Consider the following 22,076-nt stretch of genomic DNA (forward strand, 5'->3'; position numbering starts at 1 on the left):
CTCCCTCGGCCTAGTACGAGAAGGCCATCGGCTTGTCGGCGTCACGCTCGTCGCCGCCGATCTTCATGGGCGGGTTGAGATCGGCCTCCGTGAGCTCGGGCGGGCCGGCCTTGACGTACTTCGCCAGCAGCTTGACCTCGATCACGGCGAGAAGGGCGTAGAGCAGCGTGAAGACGGTCATCGAGGTGAGAACCTCGCCCTGGGAGACACCGGGGGACACCGCGTGCCGGGTCTGCAGGACGCCGTAGACGGCCCACGGCTGGCGGCCCATCTCGGTGAAGATCCAGCCCCAGGAGTTGGCGATCAGCGGGAAGGCCAACGTCCAGATCGCGATGCGCCAGTACCACGTGGTCAGCCTCGGGCCGAGCGCCTTGTTCGGCAGCAGCACCAGATGGGGCACCTCGTCGTCGCCGACCCGCAGATGCTGCGGCAGCAGGAACTTCTTGCGGGTCAGCCACAGTCCCGCGAGGCCGATGGCGAAGGACGCCATGCCGAAGCCGATCATCCAGCGGAATCCCCAGTAGGCGACGGGGATGTTGGGCCGGTAGTCGCCGGGCCCGAACTGTTCCTGCTCGGCCTTGTTGACGTCGTTGATGCCTGGGACGTAGGAGGTGAAGTCGTCGTTGGCCAGGAAGGACAGCAGGCCGGGGATCTCGATGGCCACCGTGTTGTGGCCCTTGTCCACATCGCCGTAGGCGAAGACCGAGAACGGCGCCGGCTCCTGTCCGTCCCACAGCGCCTCGGCGGCGGCCATCTTCATCGGCTGCTGCTTGAACATGACCTTGCCGAGGACGTCACCGCTGACCGCGGTGAGCAGGCCGGCGATGACGACCGTGACCAGGCCGAGCCGCAGCGAGGCCTTCATCTCGTGCACGTGCTTCTTGCGGGCGAGGTGGTAGGCGGCTATGCCGACCATGAAGGCGCCACCGGTCAGGAAGGCCGCCGAGAGCGTGTGGAAGGCCTGGCTGAGCGCCGTGTTCTGGGTCAGCACCGCCCAGAAGTCGGTGAGTTCGGCGCGCCCCTTGGCCTCGTTGATCCGGTAGCCGACGGGGTGCTGCATCCACGAGTTGGCCGCGAGGATGAAGTACGCCGACAGGATCGTGCCGAGCGACACCATCCACATGCAGGCCAGGTGGATCCTCTTGGGCAGCTTGTCCCAGCCGAAGATCCACAGTCCGATGAACGTGGACTCGAAGAAGAACGCGATCAGCGCCTCGAAGGCGAGCGGGGCGCCGAAGATGTCACCGACGAAGCGCGAGTAATCCGACCAGTTCATGCCGAACTGGAACTCCTGCACGATGCCGGTGACCACGCCCATGGCGATGTTGATCAGGAAGAGCTTGCCCCAGAACTTGGTGGCCCTGAGGTACTTCTCCTTCTCCGTGCGCACCCAGGCGGTCTGCAGCCCGGCCGTCAGGGCGGCCAGCGAGATCGTCAGGGGAACGAACAGGAAGTGGTAGACGGTCGTGATGCCGAACTGCCAGCGCGCCAGTGTCTCCGGCGCCAAAGCCAGGTTCACGTCGTCACTCTCCTTACGTCATCGCGATCACGGCGGCGGTTCATCCCGATGCGTCCTGCACAACAGGCAACAATCGGGCGCGCTTGTGAACGCGTTCACATTCACAAGCAATTATGGCGCACCTGTTTGCGAACAACGAAGGGGGGTCCCCAAAACCTGGGGGACCCCACCTCGCGAGCCCTGCGACGTTCTCGCCGACCGAGGGCCGGCCCGGCTCAGGCCTCCTTGCGGAACGCCTCCGCCGTCTTCAGGAAGATGTCGTTCGCCTCGGTCTCCCCGACGGTGACCCGCACGCCCTCACCCGGGAACGGCCGGATCACCACGCCGGCCCGCTCACAGGCCTCGGCGAAGGGGACCGTCCGCTCACCCAGCCGCAGCCACACGAAGTTGGCGTGCGTCTCGGGCACCGTCCAGCCCTGTCCGCGCAGCGCGTCGACCACGCGGGTGCGCTCGCACACCAGCGAGCCGACCCGGCCCAGCAGCTCGTCCTCGGCGCGCAGCGAGGCGATCGCCGCCTCCTGTGCCAGCTGGCTCACGCCGAACGGCACGGCCGTCTTGCGCAGCGCCGCCGCCACCGGCTCGTGGGCGATGGCGAAGCCGACGCGCAGCCCGGCGAGGCCGTAGGCCTTGGAGAACGTGCGCAGCACGCAGACGTTCGGCCGGTCACGGTAGAGCGCCACCCCGTCCGGCACCTCGGCGTCGCGGATGAACTCGCGGTAGGCCTCGTCCAGGACCACCAGCACGTCGGAGGGCACGCGGTCGAGGAACCGTTCCAGCTCGGCCCGCCGCACCACCGTGCCGGTCGGGTTGTTCGGGTTGCAGACGAAGATCAGACGCGTGCGTTCGGTGATCGCGTCCGCCATCGCGTCCAGGTCGTGCACGTCACCCGGGGTCAGCGGGACCTGCACGGAGGCCGCCCCGCTGATCTGCGTGATGATCGGGTACGCCTCGAAGGACCGCCAGGCGTACATGACCTCGTCGCCGGGGCCGCTGGTGGCCTGGATCAGCTGCTGGGCGACACCGACGGAACCCGTGCCCGTGGCCACGTGCGAGGCCGGCACGGCGAAGCGCTCGGCCAGCTCGTTGGTCAGGGCCGTGCACGCCATGTCCGGGTAGCGGTTGAAGGCGGAGGCGGCCGCCGTCACCGTCTCCATCACCCCCGGCAGCGGCGGGTAGGGGTTCTCGTTCGAGGACAGCTTGTAGGCCACCGGACCGCCGGCCGCGGCGGGCTTCCCCGGCTTGTAGGTGGGGATACCCTCCAGCTCGGCACGCAGCTTCGGGCTTGTCTCGCTCACCGCAGTCCTCCTCGTGACCACCACCGGCATCCAATACTGCACACCTTATGAGGATTGGGCGCCGCTGCGTATGGGTCGGAAGCCATCACCCTGCGCGAGGGCCGGCCTCGTCCGCCACACCGACATCAACGGCGCCTTCGTACGAACGCGTACGAATTGGGGGGCGCGTCACACATATATCTATGCGCCGGTGGCTTGCGCCGTGGCGCGCATCCCTCGTGAAGGTGAGTTGAGACCTCTTCGAGACATCGAGGACTCGGCAGGCCCACGCGTGCCACCACGTCACGTCCTAACATTGCACCGGGTAACTACCATGGTTTCAAAGGCGCTTGGGCCACAATGACCATGCAGAATCGTGCCTGTCAACGCGTGCATATGCGTCCGCACTACCCCACCGCAAGAGCCCTACTATCGGCTCGCCATGACAGCAGCAGGGAAGCACCAGGTGAGCCGCGCGGAAACCTCACGCCGAGGCAGCCGGCCGGGCCGGGCGGGCATCAGAGACGTGGCCGCCGCCGCCGGAGTCTCCATCACGACCGTCTCCGACGCCCTCAACGGCAAGGGGCGGCTCCCCGACGCCACCCGGCGCCATGTCCGCGAGGTCGCCGACCGGCTGGGATACCGCCCCTCGGCCGCGGCCCGCACTCTCCGTACCGGCAAGTCGGGCCTCATCGGCCTGACCGTGACGACGTACGGGGATGAACCTTTCACCTTCACCGAGTTCGCGTACTTCGCGGAGATGGCCCGCGCCGCCACCTCGGCCGCGCTCGCCCGCGGCTACGCCCTCGTCATCCTGCCCGCGACCTCGCGGCACGACGTGTGGTCGAACGTCGCCCTGGACGGCACGGTCGTCATCGACCCCTCCGACCAGGACCCGGTCGTCAGCGAACTGGTACGGCAGGGCTTACCGGTGGTCAGCGACGGCCGCCCGGCCGGCGCGCTCCCGGTCACCGCCTGGGTCGACAACGACCACGAAGCCGCCGTCCTCGGCATCCTCGACCACCTCGCCGAGGCCGGCGCCCGCCGTATCGGGCTGCTCACCGGCACCACGACGGACACCTACACCCACCTGTCGACGACCGCCTACCTCCAGTGGTGCAAGCGCGTCGGCCAGGACCCGGTGTACGAGGCCTACCCCGCCCACGACCCGTGCGCGGGCGCCGTCGCCGCCGACCGGCTGCTGGCCCGCCCCGACCGGCCCGACGCCGTCTACGGACTGTTCGACCCCAACGGCACCGACCTGCTCGCCGCCGCCCGCCGCTACGGCCTGCGCGTCCCCGACGACCTGCTGCTGGTGTGCTGCAGCGAGTCCACGGTGTACGCCAGTACCGAGCCGCCCATCACCACGCTCTCCCTGAAGCCGCGCCGGATCGGCACGGCGGTCGTCCAGCTCCTCATCGACGCCATCGAAGGCGTCGAGTCGGACCAACCGGTCGAACAGGTCATACCGACCGAGCTGATCGTGCGCACCTCGTCCCAGCGGCGCACCCAGCGCAGGACGGTCAGCCCGCCCCGCGCGTCGGAGGACCGTTAGGACACGGGGACCGCGGGATCGCCGAAGACTGTCCAATCGGGGCGAAAGCCACGGTGAACCGGCATCCAGTCCCGATTCACCACCCCTGGGTCATCACATGGCGCGATCCGCGTTCCTATGATGGGCCCACGACACCGCGGGCCGCTGCGACCAGGCAGTCCGAAGCGGTGCACAGGCGGCGCGATGGTGGAGGGGTCGATGACTCAGGGGGCCGGTCAGGGACCCGAGACGGAGCGGACGGCTACGTTGCGCGACTTCCGGGTTCCCGCGTACGTGAACGAGACCGGTCCGTACGCCCACGGCACGCACCCCGCCGAGACGGTCCGGCCGGCCGAGGAGGCCCCCGCGGCACCCGAGGAGGGCTACCCGGCCGCGTACACGCCCACCGAGCGCGACCTGCCGGTCATCAAGCGCGGTGACACGCTTCAAGTGGCGGTCGACCCGGTTTCCGCGCCGACCCGGCAGTCCGCCACCGGCCCGGGCCCCCTCTACGTCGTCGGTGACGTGCACGGCTACCTCGATCAGCTGGTCGCCGCCCTCCAGGAAAAGGGGCTCATCGACTCCGCCGGCCAGTGGTGCGCGGGCACCTCGCGGCTGTGGTTCCTCGGCGACTTCACCGACCGCGGCCCGGACGGCATCGGCGTCATCGACCTCGTGATGCGGCTGTCCGCGGAGGCGGCCGCGGCCGGCGGCTACTGCAAGGCCCTCATGGGCAACCACGAGCTGCTGCTACTCGGCGCCAAGCGGTTCGGTGACACGCCCGTCAACTCCGGCGCGGGCACCGCGACCTTCCAGGCGGCCTGGCTGCTCAACGGCGGCCAGAAGTCCGACATGGACCGCCTCCAGGACCACCACCTGCAGTGGATGGCCCGTCTCGACGCCGTTGAGGCGGTCGACGGCTATCTGCTCGTGCACTCCGACACCACCGCCTATCTCGACTACGGTGCCTCGATCGAAGAGGTCAACGACACCGTCCGCGAGACGCTCACCCGCAACGACGTGAACGAAGTCTGGGAACTGTTCCGCAAGTTCACCAAGCGCTTCTCCTTCCGCGACGAGGGCGGTGCCGACGCCGTACGCTCCCTGCTCGATACGTACGGCGGCACCCGCATCGTTCACGGCCACAGCCCCATTCCCTATCTGCTGGGCGAAGTCGGCTCCGAGGACGGCGAGGAGTCCGCGGGGCCGGTCGTGGAGGGACCGCACGTCTACGCCGACGGACTCGCCATCGCGATGGACGGCGGCGTGACCATGGCCGGAAAACTGCTGGTCCAGCAACTGCCCCTCGACATCTGACCGTTCACCGGGGCAGCCCGCCTGCGGAGACGACCGCCCAGGTCGGCACCCAATTTGTGGAAACCCCCTGTCACCGCGCGCCGTCACGGCTCTACCATCGGTTTATCCGTAGCAGGCTCCCCTCCGTTTCTGCCCGACGGCTCGCCGCCATGCGAGCCCCAAGCCCTACGGAGCATCGGGGGATGCACATGAACAGCGTTCCGCAGCACCTGCTGAGCGAGGACCGCCAGGAATACGAGCGGATCCTCGATGAGGCGCTGCGCTCCGCCCCACACCACCCGGAACTGACCACTGCCGGACAACGGCTCAACCCGGAACAGCTGCGCACCATGGCGCTGAGCGCCACCGCTGTCATAACGGCGGCCGCGGCGACCGAGTACCACCACTACGTCAAGGTCCGCGAGGAACTGCGCAGGCCGGCGCCGGCCGTCCCGTCCTCCCTCGCCGAAGCCGACCCCGCCGAGCGGGCCGCGCCCACCCGGCTCGCCGCCACCATGGGCGAGGTCACCGAGACCAGCGGCGCGGGCGCGGGTGCCGTCGTCGCGGTGCTCGCCCCCGTCCTCGCCGGAACCGCCGCGGCCCTCTTCCTGCTCGTCGGCTACATCCTGAGGATGCTGGACCCGACCCAGGCGTTCGCCCAGTCCATGATCACCGCGGGCTGGGTGTTCGGCGCCCTGACCGCGGCCGCGATCCTCGCCGCCGCCGCCGGGCTGCTGCTCACCGCGCTGCGCAACCGTCCCTCGCTCGACAGCGGCGCCTACGCCGAACTGGGCGAAGAGGTCGCCCAGGCGAGGGAAGCCTGGCAGGAGGCCCTGCTCGAACGAGGCATCCTGCCGTTCCTGCGCGATGCGCTCGCCGACCCCCGCTCCCCCGCACCGGGGCATACGGGCCCGGCGGCACCGACCGGCCGCATGCCGCAACTCGGCTACGACCGGCCAGGTTTCAGCAGCCCGGACGACGGAGCCCCGAGCCGCCGCCCACGCTTCTCCAGCCCCGACTTCACCAGCCCGGACTTCGGAGGCCCGGAACACCGACCGGAGTAACGAGCGCATCACGCCCTCGACCCGGAGGCCGAGCCTCGCCCCGAGGCCGCGCCTCGCCGAGGGCCGCGCCCTTACCTCCCAGGGCCCGGCACACGCCCCACCACCCCGTCCCGCACCTGCCGGGCCGGGGCGTCAGGGACGCCCGAACCGCGAGCGTCCCTTCCGCAACCGGCGAGCCTCAGTCCGCGATCGGCAGGTACACCCGGTTGCCCGCCTCCGCGAACTCCTTCGACTTCTGCGCCATCCCCTCCGCGATCTCGGCCCGGCTGACACCGTGTTCACGACGGATGTCCTGCGAGATCTTCATCGAGCAGAACTTCGGACCGCACATCGAGCAGAAGTGGGCCGTCTTGGCGGGTTCCGCCGGGAGGGTCTCGTCGTGGAACTCCCGTGCCGTGTCCGGGTCGAGGGAGAGGTTGAACTGGTCCTCCCACCGGAACTCGAAGCGGGCGTCGGACAGGGCGTCGTCCCACTCCTGCGCGCCCGGGTGCCCCTTGGCGAGGTCGGCCGCATGGGCGGCGATCTTGTAGGTGATGACGCCGGTCTTGACGTCGTCGCGGTTGGGCAGCCCCAGGTGTTCCTTGGGCGTGACGTAGCAGAGCATGGCCGTGCCCCACCAGGCGATCATCGCGGCGCCGATGCCGGAGGTGATGTGGTCGTACGCCGGGGCGACGTCCGTCGTCAGCGGGCCGAGCGTATAGAACGGAGCCTCGTCGCAGATCTCCTGCTGAAGGTCGATGTTCTCCTTGATCTTGTGCATCGGGACATGGCCCGGGCCCTCGATCATGGTCTGTACGTCCAAACGCCTGGCGGTCCGGCCGAGTTCCCCGAGCGTGCGCAGTTCCGCGAACTGGGCCTCGTCGTTGGCATCCGCGATCGAGCCGGGCCGGAGCCCGTCGCCCAGCGAGTACGTGACGTCGTAGGCGGCGAGGATCTCGCAGAGCTCCTCGAAGTTCTCGTAGAGGAACGACTCCTTGTGGTGTGCCAGGCACCAGGCGGCCATGATCGAGCCGCCGCGCGAGACGATACCGGTCTTGCGGTTCGCGGTCAGCGGCACGTGAGCGAGGCGTACACCGGCGTGGACGGTCATGTAGTCCACGCCCTGTTCGGCCTGCTCTATGACGGTGTCCTTGTAGATCTCCCAGGTCAGTTCCTCGGCCTTGCCGTCCACCTTCTCCAGCGCCTGGTAGAGCGGGACCGTGCCGATGGGAACGGGGGAGTTGCGCAGCACCCACTCCCGGGTGGTGTGGATGTTGCGGCCGGTGGAAAGGTCCATGACGGTGTCGGCGCCCCAGTGGGTCGCCCAGGTCATCTTCTCCACCTCCTCCTCGATGGAGGAGGTCACCGCGGAGTTGCCGATGTTGGCGTTGACCTTCACCAGGAACCGCTTGCCGATGATCATCGGCTCGATCTCCGGGTGGTTGACGTTGGCCGGCAGCACCGCGCGGCCTGCCGCGATCTCCTCGCGGACGGTCTCGGGAGCGACGTTCTCCCGGATGGCCACGAACTCCATCTCCGGGGTGATCTCCCCGCGGCGCGCGTAGGCGAGTTGGGTCACCGCTCGGCCGTCGCGGCCGCGGCGCGGCTGGCGCGGCCGCCCCGGGAACACCGCGTCGAGGTTGCGCAGACCGCCGCGTGGCGAGGTGTGCTTGATCCCGTCGTCCTCGGGGCGGACGGGACGGCCCGCGTACTCCTCGGTGTCGCCGCGGGCCACGATCCAGTTCTCCCGCAACGGCGGCAGGCCCCTGCGGACGTCGGTGCCGACGAGTGGATCGGTGTACGGGCCGGAGGTGTCGTACAGCGTGACGGACTGCCCGTTGGTGAGGTGCACCTGACGGACCGGCACCCGCAGATCGGGACGTGAGCCCTCCACGTAGCCCTTGTGCCAGCCGATGGACTTCCCGGCCTCCCCGTCGGAAGCGTCGGAAGCGGTCCGCTCCCCGCCGCTGGAGATCTGCTTGGAGGCAGGCGTGCGTACGTCCTTGTTGGTCATGAGACCTACTCCCTACGCCGGCATTACCCGGTAACAGGTTCGGCGGTCGACGCAGCGGTGTCCGTCTGCCGACGTTTCCTGTGAAACATCGCACGTTCCACGTGAAACATCGCGAAGACGGAGGTCAGCGCCCTCTCAGCCCGGTGCTCCGAGCTCCCGCGTGTGCAAAGGTGCCTCCACGCTAGCGTCATTTGTGGTGCGGTGAACAGTGGGCCTGTGCCGTTCTTGCGATGATCGGGCGGTGACCACGACAGAGCAGCTCCCCCATCCGCCGCCCGAGCCACGACACGGACGGGACTTCCGGCACGGCCGGGAAGCCACCGGCACCGGCCACGGACACGGCCCGGGGAGCGGTGGCGGACACGGCCCGGGGAGCGGTGGCGGACACGGCCCGGGGAGCGGTGGCGGACACGGCCCGGGGAGCGGTGGCGGACACGGGCACAGTCACAGCCACGGGCCGGCCGCACCGGTGTCGAAGCACCTCCGTAAGGTGATCGCCGCGATCCTGATCCCGTTCGCCGCCGTGGTGGCGACCGGACTCGCCGTGCTGTGGCCGGGCGGCGCCCCGTCGCACGAGCGCACCGGCGTGGGCTTCGACCGGCAGATGCAGCAGGCCACCGTCGTCAAGGTGCTCGAGGCCGGCTGCGGGTCGATGAACGCCTCGGGGGCCACACCGACCGGCGACACCTCCACCGCCAAGGGTTCCTCCGCACAGCAGCGGCAGTCCGGGACCTGCAAGAAGGCCACGATCCGGGTGGACACCGGCCAGGACAGGGGCCGTACCTTCACCGAGGTCGTGCAGCCCGACCAGTCCCGGCAGCTGCACCAGGGCGAGAAGGTCGTGGTCGCCTACGAGCCTTCGGCACCAAAGGACTTGCAGTATTCGGTCACCGACGTCGACCGGCGCTTCCCGATGGCGCTGCTGGCCGGTGTCTTCGCACTCGCCGTCGTGGTCGTCGGGCGGATGCGGGGCGTCATGGCGCTGGTCGCGCTGGCCATCAGCTTCCTGGTGCTGAACCTCTTCGTTCTGCCCGCGATCCTGCAGGGCTCGAACCCACTGGTGGTGGCGGTGGTGGGGGCCAGCGCCATCATGCTGATCGCGCTGTACATGTGTCACGGCCTGTCCGCCCGTACCTCGGTCGCGGTGCTCGGCACGCTGATCTCGCTGATGCTGATCGGCTTCCTGGGCTCGCTGTTCATCGGTTGGGCCGCGCTGACCGGCAACACCGACGACAGCACCGGTCTGATCCACGGCCTGTATCCGTCGATAGACATGAGCGGCCTGCTGCTCGCCGGTGTCATCATCGGCTCGCTCGGCGTCCTGGACGACGTGACGGTGACACAGACCTCGGCGGTCTGGGAGCTTCACGAGGCCAACCCTGCGATGGGCTGGCGCGGGCTGTACCGCGCGGGCATCCGCATCGGACGCGACCACATCGCCTCCGTCGTCAACACCCTGGTCCTCGCGTACGCGGGTGCCGCCCTCCCGCTGCTGCTGCTGTTCTCCATCGCGCAGAGCAGCGTGGCGACCGTCGCCACCAGTGAGCTCGTCGCGGAGGAGATCGTGCGCACGCTGGTGGGCTCGATCGGCCTGGTCGCCTCGGTGCCGGTCACCACGGCGCTGGCGGCACTCGTGGTCTCGGCCGACCGCCCGGGGCGGGCCCAGGCCGCGGCACCGGCCACCCTGCCCGCTCCGGCGCGCGGCGGAAGGGGCAGGCGCCGCAGGCGCTGACGCCGGGCCCGGGAGCCCCGGACGGCCGGCGAAGCTTTCCTGCATCCCTCCGAGGCCATGGCGAAGCGTTACATCACCGCCCCCCCCCAGGCCGCGAGGCCTCAGCCCGCGTTCTGTTCCTCCGCCAGGATGCGGTCCAGGGCTTCGCCGAGGTGGGCGTCGAAGTCGGCCAGCGCACCCTCCTGGCCCAGTGGCACCAGCTTGTCCGTACGGTCCAGGAACGCCACCAGCGGCGCCGTCGAGGAGCGGAACAGCGCCCGGTCGCCGCCGACCTGAAGCCGGATCAGGACCTCGCTCAGCGCATCGCGGCCGGCCGGTGAGATGCGCACGTCACCGTCCCCGCACGGAGTCCCCACCCCGTCGATCAGCAGCTCCCGCCCGAACGCCCAGGTCACCGGGGCGTCTCCGGGGAGATGGAAGGTCAGCCGCACGGCATAGGGATCACAGGTCTCGTACCGCAGCTCCACCGGGATGCGGAAGGAGAGTTCCTCGGACACGAGAAAGCTCATCATGACCTCTGCCTGTACGGACTCGCGCATCGCTACCCCGGTGTTTGCCGTCGACTGGCCGGGAATCCATCCCGTGACAATGGTGCATCTTGCTGAACGTGCACAACAGATCACAAGGAGTGAGTTTTCAGATACTGATAGAGAGCGCCAGGGAGCCCAGACGCCGTCCCACCTCGCGTTGCAGCTGGCGCGCGGCGGGCAGCAGCCGGTCCGCCTGGTGGGCCGGCAGGGAGAGGGCCATCGCGGCCGCCGTGGTGCCCACCGTGATGGGGATCGCCGCGCAGACCGCCCCCAGCGCGTACTCCTGCCGCTCGGTCACCGGCTCCATCGGCCGGGTCCGTTCCAGACGCCGCAGCAGCGTGCGGTCGTCACGGACCGTGTACGGGGTGAGGGATCGCACGGGGTATCGGTCGAGATGGTCGCGGCGGGCCCTGTCGTCCAGCTGGGACAGCAGGCACTGGCCGATCGCGTGCGCGTGCCCGGTCTCGCGGAAGCCGGCCCATTCCTCGACCGCCGGGGTGGCCGCGGTGGCGGAGACGCACATGAGCTCGATCTCGCCCTCGCGGTACATCGCGTAGTACAGCGGGGCACCGATGGAATCCCGCCACTGGGCGAGCGCCTCGACGATCGTGGTGCGACGTTTCTGCGCCGCTCCGCTGCTGCTCAGCCGCTCGGCGGCCTCGCCCAGGAAGAACAGGCCCCGGTCGCGGCACAGATAGCCCTCGTGGACGAGGGTGCGCAGCAGGTGGTAGGCGGTGGGCAGGGCCAGGCCCGTCTCACGGGCGAGCTGCTTGGCGGGCGCTCCGTGCTCGTGCCGCGCGACGGTCTCCAGCAGGCGCATCGCGCGCTGCACGGACCCGATGAGGGTCGGGGGCTGCTGGGGTTGCGGCTGCTCCGGGACCGTGGCCCTCGGCCGTTCCACGGGGGGCGACGAACGTGGCTGCGCCGGGAGAGCCGTCGAGCGGGACGGCCCCCGGGGTACGGGCGGCGCGTGCCGTTCTGCGGGTGCGGTGTCAACCGTGGCCAAAGGGTCACTCCCGTAGCGCGAGGGGGCAGCCGTGCGGGGAACACGAAGGGGGGTGTACGCCGCCCGCGGGGGCCGACCCCCGCGTCGATCTCCGGACCTTATCCGCCTGTCACCGCACACGGACGGCTTGTCCGGGAAACTTCCCTCCCGCGAGGGAACCGGCGATTCCCGTTACCGGTCACCGGTGCCCCGTGGCACTCACCAGTCGCCACGCGAGGACGAGCCCGCCATGAACTTCCGCACGATGTAGATCAGCCCGCCGACCAGGGCGACGAAGATCAGCACCTTGAACAGCAGCCAGACCACGAAGCCGATCACGCTCGCTATCACGCTGCCGAAGACGACCAGAGCGATGACGGGCACCGCGATCCACTTCACCCACCACGGCAGACTCGCGAAGATCTCTCGCATTGCCCTCGTCCTCATCTCGTCGCCGGCGCAGTGCCGGGCCCTGTCGGCGTCCCGCACTCCCCGGTGCGGGCCCTGTCGATGTTCTGCACTCGATGCTAGAGCCGGGAGGGCGCCCCGCGGAGCCCTCGCACCCCTTGTCCTGCCCTGACCGGTCCCCTAGGGAACCCCGAGACGCCGCCTCAGGCCTCCGGGGGAGAGAACACCACCAGGACCCGCAGATCCTCGCTGATGTGGTGGAACTTGTGGGCGACTCCGGCCGGTACGTACACCACGCTGCCGCGGGCCACCTCGGTCGTCTCCAGGCCGACCGTGATCGAGGCGCGGCCGCTCACGACGAAGTACACCTCGTCCTGGTTGTGCGGCTTCTGCGGGTCGTGCTCGCCCGCGTTGAGCGCGTACAGACCGACCGACATGTTCCGCTCACGCAGGAACTGAAGGTAGGCACCCTCGTTGGCGGCTCGTTCCGCCTCCAGTTCGTCCAGCCGGAATGCCTTCATCGCCCTCGCCCGTACTCGTAGTCGATCTGGTCTGCCACGATCAGACACATGAAGAATTTCGTAGTCAAGACGATCGCCAACGCGGGCGCCCTGGCGGTCGCCGTGTGGCTGCTCGACAAGATCACCCTGACCGGCGACAGCACCGCCAAGAAGGCCGGCACGCTGATCGTCGTCGCTCTGATCTTCGGGCTGGTGAACTTCCTGGTCAAGCCGATCGTGAAGGTTCTGACCTTCCCGTTGTTCATACTGACGCTGGGCCTGATCACCCTGGTGGTCAACGCTCTGATGCTGCTGCTGACGTCGTGGGCGTGCGGCAAGCTCCACCTGAGCTTCCACGTCGAGGGCTTCTGGACGGCCGTCCTGGGCGGCCTGATCGTCTCGGTCGTCTCCTGGGCGCTGAACCTGGTCCTGCCGGAAGAGGACTGAACCCATGAACAACTCCGCTGCGGACGACCCGCAGGGCAGGCGGGAGCGGCCCCGCTTCCCCACCGGCGCCGGTGACGGCACGCGTGCGGTGCGGGCCGGGCTGCCCGAGCCGGTCAAGCACGAACCGACACTTCCGGGGCCGGTGTTCGCCGCCCACTTCCATCTGCCGGGCGATCCGACGGGCCCATACACCTACGGCCGCGACGAGAACCCGACCTGGACACTGCTGGAGCGCGCCATCGGCGAGCTCGAGGCTCCCGGGCAGGGCGACGTCGAGACGCTGGTGTTCGCCTCCGGCATGGCCGCCATCTCGTCGGTGCTCTTTTCCCAGCTGCGTGCCGGCGACGCGGTGGTGCTGCCCAGCGACGGCTACCAGGCACTGCCCCTGGTGCGCGAGCAGCTTCAGGAGTACGGGATCGAGGTACGCACCGCGCCGACCGGCGGTGACGCCCAGCTCGACGCGCTGGACGGGGCACGGCTGCTGTGGATCGAGTCCCCGTCGAACCCGGGGCTGGACGTGTGCGACATCCGGCGGCTGGTCGAGGCAGCACACGCGCGTGGCGCCCTCGTCGCCGTCGACAACACCCTGGCGACCCCGCTCGGACAGCGGCCGTTGGCACTCGGCGCGGACCTTTCCGTGGCCAGCGGCACCAAGCAGCTCACCGGACACGGCGACATCCTGCTGGGATACGTCGTCGGCCGCGGCGGCGAGGCCATGGCGGCCGTACGCCGCTGGCGCAAGATCGTCGGTGCGATCCCGGGGCCGATGGAGGCCTGGCTCGCCCACCGTTCGATCGCCACCCTGCAACTGCGCGTCGACCGGCAGAACGCCTCCGCCCTCGCTCTCGCCGAGGCGCTGCGCGGGCGCCCCGAGGTGACCGGGCTGCGCTATCCCGGGCTGACCGACGACCCCTCGCACAAGATCGCCTCACGGCAGATGCGGCGCTTTGGGTGCGTGGTGTCCTTCACTCTGCCCATGCGTGCGCGTGCCGAGCGTTTCCTCGACGCGCTGCGGCTCGTGGACCCCGCGACGAGCTTCGGCGGAGTGCGCTCCACGGCCGAGCGGCGCGGACGCTGGGGCGGCGACGCGGTGCCGGAGGGCTTCATCCGGATGTCCGTCGGTGCGGAGGACCCGGAGGACCTGGTGACGGACGTACTGCGGGCGCTGGACGAGTCGGCCGAGCCGGCCCGTTGACCGCTTCCCGGACGCCGACCGGTCCTCGGCGGATCCCTTGCGGGTCTCCGGCGGTTTCCGTTCGTTTCCGTCCGTGCACAGCGGGCGGTCCGAGCCTCCCCCCTCGTGGCTCGGACCGCCCTCGGTTCCGCGCGCGAAGAACCGCGCGAACAAGGCTAGTTGACTCTCTGTCAGAGTCCAATCACGGTAGCGACAGAGACCTATCGACATATTTATAGTTGGGCGGGGTCGGGGGTCGTGCGAAAGGGCACCAAGAGGGGTGGGCGTGCCATGGATCTGGCGTTGCTGCGCACGTTCGTGACCGTGCACCGCGCGGGCTCCTTCACCCGCGCCGCGGCGCTCCTCGGTCTCTCCCAGCCGGCCGTCACCTCCCAGATCCGCACGCTGGAGCGGCAGCTGGGCCGTCCCCTGTTCCTGCGCCAGGCCCGTGGTGTCACGCCCACGACGATCGGCGACGAACTCGCGCACAAGGCCGCGCCGCACCTGGACGCGCTCGTGGAGATCACCGAGTCCGGCCTCGACGACGAGTTCTCCCTGCGCACGCTGCATCTGGCCGGGCCGCCGGAGTTCATCGCGGAACGGGCGCTTCCCGCGCTGACCGGGCTGACCGGCGACGACGGACAGGGCTTCGCGCTGCGCACCTCCTTCGGGACCGCCGAGGAGACTCTGGACGGCCTGTCCGCCGGGCATCACGATCTGGCCATCAGCACGGCCAGGCCCCGTGGCCGACTGCTCACGGCGGCTCCACTGTGCGACGAGGAGCACGTTCTGGTCGCCGCTCCACGCTGGGCCGAGCGGATCGACCCGGCGACACCACACCGCACGGTCGTGCCCGCCCTGGAGACCGTTCCCGTGATCGAGGTCCACGAGTCGCTTCCCTTCGCCTCCCGCTACTGGGGCTCGGTCTTCGACGCCCGGCCCGCGGCATCCGGCACGGTGATCGTCCCCGATCTGCGCGCGGTCCTCGCCTGCGTGGTGGCGGGCGCGGGGCTCGCGGTGCTTCCCCGGTATCTGTGCGCGGCCGCCCTGGGGCGCGGGGAGGTCGTGCCCCTGCACGAGCCGGCGGTGCCACCGCTGCGCACCTACTTCCTCGCCGTCCGCACCGGAACGCTGGCGGTGCCGCACATCGCGCGGGCCCATGAGTGGCTGCTGCGGGCGGCCGCCGCCTGGTGCTGAGCGGAGGAGAAGGGTGCGGCGTGAGACCGGGGCGGCATGCGATGTTTCACGTGGAACCAGCCGGGCCACATTTCCCCCATGACCGTCCGACCCGTGGTCAAGCGCACCGCCCGCGCCGTTCTCCTCGATGGTGACGACCTGATCCTGATCAAGCGCACCAAGCCCGGTGTCGATCCCTACTGGGTCACTCCCGGTGGCGGGGTCGAGCCCGGGGACGCGACCGTCGTCGACGCTCTGCATCGCGAGGTGCACGAGGAACTCGGCGCCAAGATCATCGACGTGGTGCCCTGCTTCGTGGACACCGTGGAGCACATCGGCGAGGACGGCGGCGCGACCGGTGTGAAGGTGCAGCACTTCTTCGTCTGCCGGCTGGAGTCCATGAACCCCTCCCAGCGGCATGGCCCCGAAGTTGACCAGCCCGCCGGCGAGTACGAGATCGTACGCGTGCCGTTCACACGCGTCGGCATCGCCTCCGTCCACCTGGTCCCGCTGTCCCTGCGCCACTACCTGGACGGAAACATCGAGGGCGTGCGGGCCATGCACGCTCCCGACCTGGGCTGAGGAACCGGTCAGCACGGCGTGGCCAAAAGCATGTACGTCCGGTCCGAAACGGGTGGACGCCGAGGGGGTCCTTCGGACAGCCTGACCTGCGTGTCGACTCCTTCTCCCACTCATTCCCCCATCCGCCGCCTGACGCTTCGCGATCTCACCGCCTGCGCCGACTTGTCCGAGAACCGGGGATGGCCGCGGGAGGAGCACAAGTGGGGCTTCCTCCTGACGGCCGGGACGGGCTACGGCATCGACGACCCGGACGGAGGGCTCGTCGCCGCGTGTGTCGTGAGCGAGTACGGACCGCAGGGCCGCCCGCATCTCGGCGCCATCGGCATGGTCCTCGTCGCCGAACGACATGCCCGCCAGGGCATCGGACGGCGGCTGATGCGCCACGTCGTTTCGACGATGGGCAGCACACCCCTGACCCTCCATGCGACACCGTTCGGCCGCCCGCTCTACGAGGAGCTGGGCTTCAAGGTCACCGGCAGGGCGGAGATGGTGGTCGGGCACTTCACGCCGGATGAGACCAGACCTCGCATCGCCACGCGCGCGGCCACCGCGGCGGACCTTGCGGACATCCTCAGGCTCGACGAGGCGGTGTTCGGCGTCGATCGAACCCCGGTCATCACACGACTGCCCGCTTTCGCCGACCAGTTGTGCGTCGCCGAGGACCACGGCCGGATCATCGGGTACGCGGTGGCCTGGCCCAACATGGACACCCAAGTCGTGGGTCCCCTGATCTCCCGGGACACGGAGACGGCCAAGGCCCTGATCACCTCCCTCGCCGCCGGAACCGACCGCCCACTGCGCACCGACATCGACGTACGCCACGAGGAGCTGCTGGCCTGGGTGACGGAACGCGGGCTGGCGCCGGTATTCCGCAACGACGTCATGATGTACGGCATCGCGGAGCCGCCCGGGGACTGGACCCGCCGGTTCGCACCGCTCACCGTGGCGGCGGGCTGAGGAGACCGCCCCGGGCTCGTGCCTCCACGCGGCTCCCGGCTTTCGCCAAGCCGAAAAACACTTGCACACGCGCTCTATATTTAAAGGCTGTCTATTGTTGCGCTGCCCTATCCTGGACTCAGCCGCTCCGGGACGGAGGAAACGCCCATGACAGCGACGGACCCCGCGCTCACCGCCCTAGCCCAGGGCTGGTCCACGCTCGCCCTACTGCACGGCAGGATCGAGGCGCACGTCGAGCGCGCCCTGCAGGCCGGGCACGATCTGAGCGTGCGCGAATACTCGCTTCTCGACGTGCTCAGCCGGCAGCACGACGGCGAGGGCGGCCATCTGCAGATGAAGCAGGTCGCGGACGCGGTCGTCCTCAGCCAGAGCGCCACCACCCGACTGGTGACCCGGCTCGAGGACCGCGGTCTGCTCGAGCGCTATCTGTGCCCCACCGACCGCCGCGGCATCTACACCAACGTCACCGAAGCCGGCCTCAAGCTCCTGGCCCAGGCCCGGCCGACCAACGACGGCGCCCTCCGCGAGGCACTCGACGAGGCCGCTAAGAACCCGGATCTGGCACCGCTGGTCCGGGTCGTCGAGTCCTTGCACGCGACCGCCCCGGCATAGTCCCGGCGCGAGCCGGATCACCGCATAGGGTGCGGGACATGGAAGATCTCGCCATACGAGCCGCTGTCGCCGCCGACGTCCCCGCCATCGTGGCCATGCTCGCGGACGACCCGCTGGGGGCGCGGCGCGAGTCCCCGGACGACCTCGCGCCCTACCTGGCGGCGCTGGAGCGGCTCTGCGCCGATCCCCACCAGCACCTGGTGGTCGCCGTCCGTGAGAGTCGCGTCGTCGGCACGCTCCAGCTCACGATCATTCCGGGCCTGTCCCGGCGCGGCTCCACCCGGTCGATCATCGAAGGCGTCCGCATCCACGCGGACGAGCGCGGCAGCGGACTGGGCACGCGGCTCATCGAGTGGGCCGTCGACACGTCACGGCGTGAGGGCTGCCAGTTGGTCCAGCTGACATCGGACAGGACACGCTCCGACGCCCACCGCTTCTACGAGCGGCTGGGCTTCGAAGCCTCGCACCTGGGCTTCAAGCTCCAACTGTGAGCACCTCGAACACGAGCACCCGAGGGGCGGGCGTTTCACGTGAAACGCCCGCCCCTCGGGTCGTGGAGGCCTCCGAGCCCTATCCGATACCTCGCCATCCTTCCGGGTCCACGCCGCCGGGCACGGAAGCCTCTACGTCGTACGGCTGACGCGTGAACACGAACGACCCGAGGTCCAGATGGTCCACGGACCCGTCCGGCCGTCGCACCACCCGCAGCACCTCTCCGGCGTAGTAGCCCTCCAGCCCCGTCCAGGTCCCGTCACCGTTCGCCCGGAACCGCGAACGCCGGCCATTGCCGGACAGCGGCTCCAGTGAGGCGAGCCCGTCGGCCGTCAGCCGCAGGCCGAACCCGTACGTCCCCCAGTACCACTGCCCTGCCAGCTCCAGCACCGACGGCTCGACCTTCCGCAGCGGCCGCCAGGGCTCCGGGATCCGCGGCTCGGCGTCGGCGACGATCCGCACGAGGTCGGCCCCCACCGTGGCGAGGGCCGGCCCGGACGTGCAGTTCGCCAGTACCACCGCGGCCACGTCATCCTCCACACCGATGGTGAGCGAGGCCAGAAAGCCCGGGAGCGACCCGCCGTGCCCGACAAGGAGCCGCTCGCCCCACCGCCGCACCTCGAGCCCCAGGCCGTACGCGTACCCGGACGCCACATCCGCCGCTTCGGGCGGGGCCGCCGGAGTCCTCATCTCCCGAAGCGACTCAGCGCTCAGCACCTGGTCGTCCCCCTGGACCAGGAATGCGGCGAAGCGGGCCAGATCCCCTGTCGTGGACCACAGTTGACCGGCCGGAGCCATCCGCCCGAGGTCCTCGGCGGGCTCGGACAGCAGCACATCGGCCCAGGGATGCACCGCCCAGCCCCCCGCGTGCGGCGCTTCGGGGCGGGCACCCGTGCGGTGCAGAGCCAGGGGCTCGAGCACTTCCCGCCGCAGAACCTCCTCCCAGGGAGCGCCCCGCAACTCCTCGACGAGCGCACCCAGCAGGGTGTAGCCGGGATTCGAGTAGTGGAACCGCCGGCCGACCGGATGCCGCAGCGGCTCCTCGCCCAGCACATCGGCCAGTTCGGGACGCAGGGCTCCCGGCGATCTCTCCCACCAGGGCGCGGGCGACTCGGCGGCCAGTCCACCCGTGTGCGCCAGCAGACCGGCTACGGTCGCCTCCCCCACGCCGGTGCCCGGCAGATGCTTCTCCAGCGGATCCCCGAGATCGAGTACGCCCTCGTCGCGCAGCCGCAGAACGAGCACGGCGGTGAAGGTCTTGGTGATCGAGCCGATGCGGTACTGCGTGTTCTGGTCCGGTGCGTGCCCGTCCACCGACGTCCGCGCACCGTGCCAGACCGTCCGCCCCTCCCGCACGACCGCGGCGACAAGCGACGGCACCCGTCCCTCGGTCTGGGCCACGGCGATCCGGTGCAGCAGCGCCCGGCGGGTACCGGGCAGCAGGTCATCCTGAGATGTCGTCATGCCCCCAGTCCACCCGGAGCGTCCGGCACACGTCGAGCACATTTCTCCGGACGGGGGGGGAGAACCGCGCTCGGGGGGACGCGGGCTGTGGGGTCTCGCGGCTCGTGTCGGACGTCGGTCCCGTGACCTGCAAGTTCGTCCGCCGTCTCACGTCGTGTCGGGCACTCGGTGTCTTGGTTCCCTGTCGGTAAGCCGCGGGCGCCACCGGCCGACGGATGTGACGCGGCCCGCTGTCCCGTCTCAAAGGATCTGGTCCCGCTCGGCTGCCTCGACGTGGTTCCAGCTCCGTCGAGGCGGTCACCCCGCTCTGTGCCTCCACTGAGTTGCGGGCTCAACCACGGCCTCCGGTATGCCTGTTAAGGTCTTGCCGCCATGAACGGGTAGCGGTGATGCGCCAGGGTGATGGGGGCGGCGATGCGTCGCAGCGGGTCTGCTGGGGCCGGGTTGGTTGTGGTGTTGCTGCTCATGACCGGGTGTGGAGGAGGAGGCGGCAGGAGCGAGACCGGCCCCTCGGTGACCCCAGCGCTGACCGAGGGGGTGAACACAGGCTGCGGCCACTACCTGAAGCCGGAAACGGTCGCCGCAGCGCTCGGCGACAACAAGTTCGCCGACGTCAACGGGCATTTCCAGGACGGCAAGGGGTCGTGCCTGATCAATATCTCGGTCAGGGAGGCGGGCCGCGGTACGAGCGGGCCGCTCCACACCGTCGCGAAGGTCTCGCTGGAGATCCTCGACTGGAAGGATCCCGCCCAGGTGGCCCAGTACGTCGGCGGGAAGTGTCACGCCACGTCGGCCGACAAAGTCACCAAGACCTTCAAGGGGACCAAGGGGGCGTGCGGCACCTACCGGGCCGACCCTCCCGAGGAGTTCCTGGTGGGCGGCAGGGTGAACGCCTACGCGGGCGAAGGCAGGAAGCTGATCACAGTCACTGTCGACGGAGTCGACGGCACGCTGAAGCAGGACCGCAAGCACGCCTTCCAACTGCTGTCCGATGCCCGCGCAAAGATCTCCGGAAAGTGAAGCGCGGGGCTCAGTGCGCGCAGCGGGGACATGAACCGTCGGGACTCGCTGCCGCAGAACAAGAGAAGGCCCCGGGAACGGCCCGAGCGCGGGTGGGTGAGTCCAAAGAGGCGCGGCCCCCTGAGACCAAACGACGGCGGATTGTTCCGAGCACGGTCGCCCGAACACCCCTCCGTCCCGGCCAGATCGCTCGAGGCCGCAGGCGAATCGGACCAGATTGTCTGAGACTGAGGCCAGGTCGTCAAAGACGGGGCACCCGCTGAACTGCGGTGTCTCACCGAGATGTCGGAGCCGACTTCCATCCGACATCGACCGTGAGATTCCGACACGAAATCTGAGACCCTACACGGGCGTGTGGGGTCTCGCCGCTCGTGACATGTCGATCTTGCGTGACCTGGGCGTTCTTGGCTGTCTCACGGCCTTGTCACCCATGATCAGTCTCAAATCCGTGGCATTTCCTCGCGAGGGCGAGGTCGAGATCAGGCGGCTTGCCCGTGTCGGCCGAGTACACCACGCTGAGCCCCGAGCACGAGGACTACCGGCGAGCCCAGATCGCGCACCGATGAGTTTCCCGCGCCGCGCTGGTCTATACGCCGGACACCCACGGACGGAAGGCAAGGCCATGCGGAAACTGATCTACGGCATGAACCTGACCCTGGACGGCTACATCGCCGCGGCCGGCGACGACATCGGCTGGAGCGGACCGCCGAGCCACGAGCTGTTCCAGTGGTGGCTCGACCACGAGCAGGCGAGTGGCCTGTCGCTGTACGGGCGCAAGCTATGGGAGACGATGAGCTCCTACTGGCCGACCGGCGACCAGCAGCCCAACGCCACCCCGGCGGAGATCGAGTTCGCGCGGAACTGGCGGGACACGCCGAAGGTGGTGTTCTCCTCGACGATCGACAAGGTCGACTGGAACACCCGCCTGGTCACCGGCGACGCGATCGCCGAGATCACCCGGCTCAAGGCCGAGGACGGCGGCCCAATGAACATCGGCGGCGCAACGCTCGCCGGGGCGGCCATGCGCGCCGGGCTGATCGACGAGTACGTGATCGCCGCCCATCCGGTCCTGGTGGGCGGCGGCACGCCGTTTTTCACCGCGCTGGACAGCTGGGTGAACCTGAACCTGGTGGAGACGCGGACGGTTCCCGGCGGCGTGGTCCTGACCAGGTACGAGACGAGGCGCTGAGCAGCTTCCCGCTGTCTCACGGCTTGGATGGGTGTTTCCTCTCACCGTCGTGGCATTTCCTCAGCCTGAACCGCCGACTTGTATGGGGGTAGCGGGACGCGGTCGGGTTGGCCGCTCGTAGCGTGCCG

21 protein-coding genes and 1 riboswitch are annotated in these 22,076 nt (G+C 69.6%); of the genes, 13 read left to right on the plus strand and 8 right to left on the minus strand.

Annotation, left to right across the window (positions count from 1 at the left end):
- Positions 1-10: 10 nt before the first annotated feature.
- Together ACFY4A_RS09415 and hisC are read right to left on the minus strand one after the other, a co-directional pair.
- Positions 11-1,519: a cytochrome ubiquinol oxidase subunit I gene (locus ACFY4A_RS09415; protein WP_390828824.1), complete on the minus strand. Its 1,509-nt coding sequence runs from the start codon at positions 1,517-1,519 to the stop codon at positions 11-13.
- A gap of 215 nt (positions 1,520-1,734) precedes the next feature.
- Positions 1,735-2,814 carry a histidinol-phosphate transaminase gene (gene hisC, locus ACFY4A_RS09420; RefSeq protein ID WP_390828825.1) on the minus strand — a complete coding sequence of 360 codons (1,080 nt, stop codon included), beginning with the start codon at positions 2,812-2,814 and terminating at the stop codon, positions 1,735-1,737.
- A gap of 421 nt (positions 2,815-3,235) precedes the next feature.
- Here hisC and ACFY4A_RS09425 point away from each other — a divergent pair, with 421 nt between their 5' ends.
- From ACFY4A_RS09425 to ACFY4A_RS09435, 3 genes are all read left to right on the plus strand, one after another.
- Entirely contained in the window at positions 3,236-4,348 is a 1,113-nt protein-coding gene (locus ACFY4A_RS09425; protein ID WP_100570486.1) for a LacI family DNA-binding transcriptional regulator, read from the plus strand.
- Between the two features lie 183 nt (positions 4,349-4,531).
- The gene (locus ACFY4A_RS09430; RefSeq protein ID WP_390828826.1) at positions 4,532-5,644 is read left to right on the plus strand and encodes a metallophosphoesterase; all 1,113 of its coding nucleotides are present in this window, start codon (positions 4,532-4,534) and stop codon (positions 5,642-5,644) included.
- 182 nt (positions 5,645-5,826) lie between these two features.
- The gene (locus tag ACFY4A_RS09435) at positions 5,827-6,687 is read left to right on the plus strand and encodes a hypothetical protein (protein WP_390828827.1); all 861 of its coding nucleotides are present in this window, start codon (positions 5,827-5,829) and stop codon (positions 6,685-6,687) included.
- Positions 6,688-6,865: 178 nt separating this feature from the next.
- Here ACFY4A_RS09435 and thiC read toward each other — a convergent pair whose 3' ends face one another.
- Positions 6,866-8,680, minus strand: coding sequence for a phosphomethylpyrimidine synthase ThiC (thiC, locus tag ACFY4A_RS09440; RefSeq protein ID WP_390828828.1), 1,815 nt, complete (start codon positions 8,678-8,680; stop codon positions 6,866-6,868).
- Positions 8,673-8,850: riboswitch (TPP riboswitch) on the minus strand. (Overlaps the previous gene by 8 nt.)
- 71 nt (positions 8,851-8,921) lie before the next feature.
- On the opposite strand from thiC, the gene ACFY4A_RS09445 reads away from it, so the two are divergent.
- The gene (locus ACFY4A_RS09445; protein ID WP_390828829.1) at positions 8,922-10,412 is read left to right on the plus strand and encodes a YibE/F family protein; all 1,491 of its coding nucleotides are present in this window, start codon (positions 8,922-8,924) and stop codon (positions 10,410-10,412) included.
- Between the two features lie 101 nt (positions 10,413-10,513).
- On the opposite strand, the gene ACFY4A_RS09450 is transcribed toward ACFY4A_RS09445, so the two are convergent.
- The 4 genes from ACFY4A_RS09450 to ACFY4A_RS09465 form a co-directional block, all read right to left on the minus strand.
- Positions 10,514-10,951, minus strand: coding sequence for an SsgA family sporulation/cell division regulator (locus tag ACFY4A_RS09450; RefSeq protein WP_390828830.1), 438 nt, complete (start codon positions 10,949-10,951; stop codon positions 10,514-10,516).
- Between the two features lie 97 nt (positions 10,952-11,048).
- Positions 11,049-11,948: an IclR family transcriptional regulator gene (locus ACFY4A_RS09455; RefSeq protein ID WP_390828831.1), complete on the minus strand. Its 900-nt coding sequence runs from the start codon at positions 11,946-11,948 to the stop codon at positions 11,049-11,051.
- Between the two features lie 198 nt (positions 11,949-12,146).
- Positions 12,147-12,359, minus strand: a complete 213-nt coding sequence (locus ACFY4A_RS09460; protein ID WP_390828833.1) for a DUF5326 family protein — start codon at positions 12,357-12,359, stop codon at positions 12,147-12,149.
- Between the two features lie 179 nt (positions 12,360-12,538).
- Positions 12,539-12,856: a cupin domain-containing protein gene (locus ACFY4A_RS09465; protein ID WP_023548672.1), complete on the minus strand. Its 318-nt coding sequence runs from the start codon at positions 12,854-12,856 to the stop codon at positions 12,539-12,541.
- A gap of 48 nt (positions 12,857-12,904) precedes the next feature.
- Here ACFY4A_RS09465 and ACFY4A_RS09470 point away from each other — a divergent pair, with 48 nt between their 5' ends.
- The 7 genes from ACFY4A_RS09470 (at position 12,905) to ACFY4A_RS09500 (ending at position 18,274) form a co-directional block, all read left to right on the plus strand.
- Positions 12,905-13,282, plus strand: a complete 378-nt coding sequence (locus ACFY4A_RS09470) for a phage holin family protein (RefSeq protein WP_390828834.1) — start codon at positions 12,905-12,907, stop codon at positions 13,280-13,282.
- Positions 13,283-13,286: 4 nt separating this feature from the next.
- The gene (locus ACFY4A_RS09475) at positions 13,287-14,477 is read left to right on the plus strand and encodes a cystathionine gamma-lyase (protein WP_390828835.1); all 1,191 of its coding nucleotides are present in this window, start codon (positions 13,287-13,289) and stop codon (positions 14,475-14,477) included.
- A gap of 270 nt (positions 14,478-14,747) precedes the next feature.
- The gene (locus ACFY4A_RS09480; protein ID WP_390828836.1) at positions 14,748-15,653 is read left to right on the plus strand and encodes a LysR family transcriptional regulator; all 906 of its coding nucleotides are present in this window, start codon (positions 14,748-14,750) and stop codon (positions 15,651-15,653) included.
- A gap of 78 nt (positions 15,654-15,731) precedes the next feature.
- A complete protein-coding gene (locus tag ACFY4A_RS09485) occupies positions 15,732-16,214 on the plus strand; it encodes an NUDIX domain-containing protein (RefSeq protein ID WP_390828837.1) in 483 nt (160 codons plus the stop codon).
- Between the two features lie 90 nt (positions 16,215-16,304).
- Positions 16,305-17,171, plus strand: coding sequence for a GNAT family N-acetyltransferase (locus ACFY4A_RS09490; RefSeq protein WP_390828838.1), 867 nt, complete (start codon positions 16,305-16,307; stop codon positions 17,169-17,171).
- A gap of 147 nt (positions 17,172-17,318) precedes the next feature.
- Positions 17,319-17,783: a MarR family winged helix-turn-helix transcriptional regulator gene (locus tag ACFY4A_RS09495; RefSeq protein WP_390828839.1), complete on the plus strand. Its 465-nt coding sequence runs from the start codon at positions 17,319-17,321 to the stop codon at positions 17,781-17,783.
- Positions 17,784-17,821: 38 nt separating this feature from the next.
- Entirely contained in the window at positions 17,822-18,274 is a 453-nt protein-coding gene (locus ACFY4A_RS09500) for a GNAT family N-acetyltransferase (protein ID WP_390828840.1), read from the plus strand.
- Positions 18,275-18,353: 79 nt separating this feature from the next.
- Here ACFY4A_RS09500 and ACFY4A_RS09505 read toward each other — a convergent pair whose 3' ends face one another.
- A complete protein-coding gene (locus tag ACFY4A_RS09505) occupies positions 18,354-19,739 on the minus strand; it encodes a serine hydrolase domain-containing protein (RefSeq protein ID WP_390828841.1) in 1,386 nt (461 codons plus the stop codon).
- A gap of 513 nt (positions 19,740-20,252) precedes the next feature.
- Between ACFY4A_RS09505 and ACFY4A_RS09510 the strand changes: the two genes are divergently transcribed.
- The gene (locus ACFY4A_RS09510; RefSeq protein WP_390828842.1) at positions 20,253-20,759 is read left to right on the plus strand and encodes a hypothetical protein; all 507 of its coding nucleotides are present in this window, start codon (positions 20,253-20,255) and stop codon (positions 20,757-20,759) included.
- A 622-nt stretch (positions 20,760-21,381) separates the two neighbouring features.
- The gene (locus ACFY4A_RS09515; protein WP_390828843.1) at positions 21,382-21,948 is read left to right on the plus strand and encodes a dihydrofolate reductase family protein; all 567 of its coding nucleotides are present in this window, start codon (positions 21,382-21,384) and stop codon (positions 21,946-21,948) included.
- The last annotated feature ends 128 nt before the right edge of the window (positions 21,949-22,076 follow it).

Source organism: Streptomyces sp. NPDC001292 (assembly GCF_042896465.1).
Classification (GTDB): Bacteria; Actinomycetota; Actinomycetes; order Streptomycetales; family Streptomycetaceae; genus Streptomyces.

Bases quoted from the DNA above. Each gene is read 5' to 3' on its own strand.
- ACFY4A_RS09505 (WP_390828841.1), bottom strand. From the start codon at position 19,739: ATGACGACATCTCAGGATGACCTGCTGCCCGGTACCCGCCGGGCGCTG.
- ACFY4A_RS09475 (WP_390828835.1), top strand. From the start codon at position 13,287: ATGAACAACTCCGCTGCGGACGACCCGCAGGGCAGGCGGGAGCGGCCC.
- ACFY4A_RS09465 (WP_023548672.1), bottom strand. From the start codon at position 12,856: ATGAAGGCATTCCGGCTGGACGAACTGGAGGCGGAACGAGCCGCCAAC.
- ACFY4A_RS09500 (WP_390828840.1), top strand. From the start codon at position 17,822: ATGGAAGATCTCGCCATACGAGCCGCTGTCGCCGCCGACGTCCCCGCC.
- ACFY4A_RS09460 (WP_390828833.1), bottom strand. From the start codon at position 12,359: ATGCGAGAGATCTTCGCGAGTCTGCCGTGGTGGGTGAAGTGGATCGCG.
- ACFY4A_RS09515 (WP_390828843.1), top strand. From the start codon at position 21,382: ATGCGGAAACTGATCTACGGCATGAACCTGACCCTGGACGGCTACATC.
- ACFY4A_RS09470 (WP_390828834.1), top strand. From the start codon at position 12,905: ATGAAGAATTTCGTAGTCAAGACGATCGCCAACGCGGGCGCCCTGGCG.
- ACFY4A_RS09495 (WP_390828839.1), top strand. From the start codon at position 17,319: ATGACAGCGACGGACCCCGCGCTCACCGCCCTAGCCCAGGGCTGGTCC.
- ACFY4A_RS09480 (WP_390828836.1), top strand. From the start codon at position 14,748: ATGGATCTGGCGTTGCTGCGCACGTTCGTGACCGTGCACCGCGCGGGC.
- ACFY4A_RS09450 (WP_390828830.1), bottom strand. From the start codon at position 10,951: ATGCGCGAGTCCGTACAGGCAGAGGTCATGATGAGCTTTCTCGTGTCC.
- ACFY4A_RS09435 (WP_390828827.1), top strand. From the start codon at position 5,827: ATGCACATGAACAGCGTTCCGCAGCACCTGCTGAGCGAGGACCGCCAG.
- thiC (WP_390828828.1), bottom strand. From the start codon at position 8,680: ATGACCAACAAGGACGTACGCACGCCTGCCTCCAAGCAGATCTCCAGC.
- ACFY4A_RS09425 (WP_100570486.1), top strand. From the start codon at position 3,236: ATGACAGCAGCAGGGAAGCACCAGGTGAGCCGCGCGGAAACCTCACGC.
- ACFY4A_RS09430 (WP_390828826.1), top strand. From the start codon at position 4,532: ATGGTGGAGGGGTCGATGACTCAGGGGGCCGGTCAGGGACCCGAGACG.
- ACFY4A_RS09485 (WP_390828837.1), top strand. From the start codon at position 15,732: ATGACCGTCCGACCCGTGGTCAAGCGCACCGCCCGCGCCGTTCTCCTC.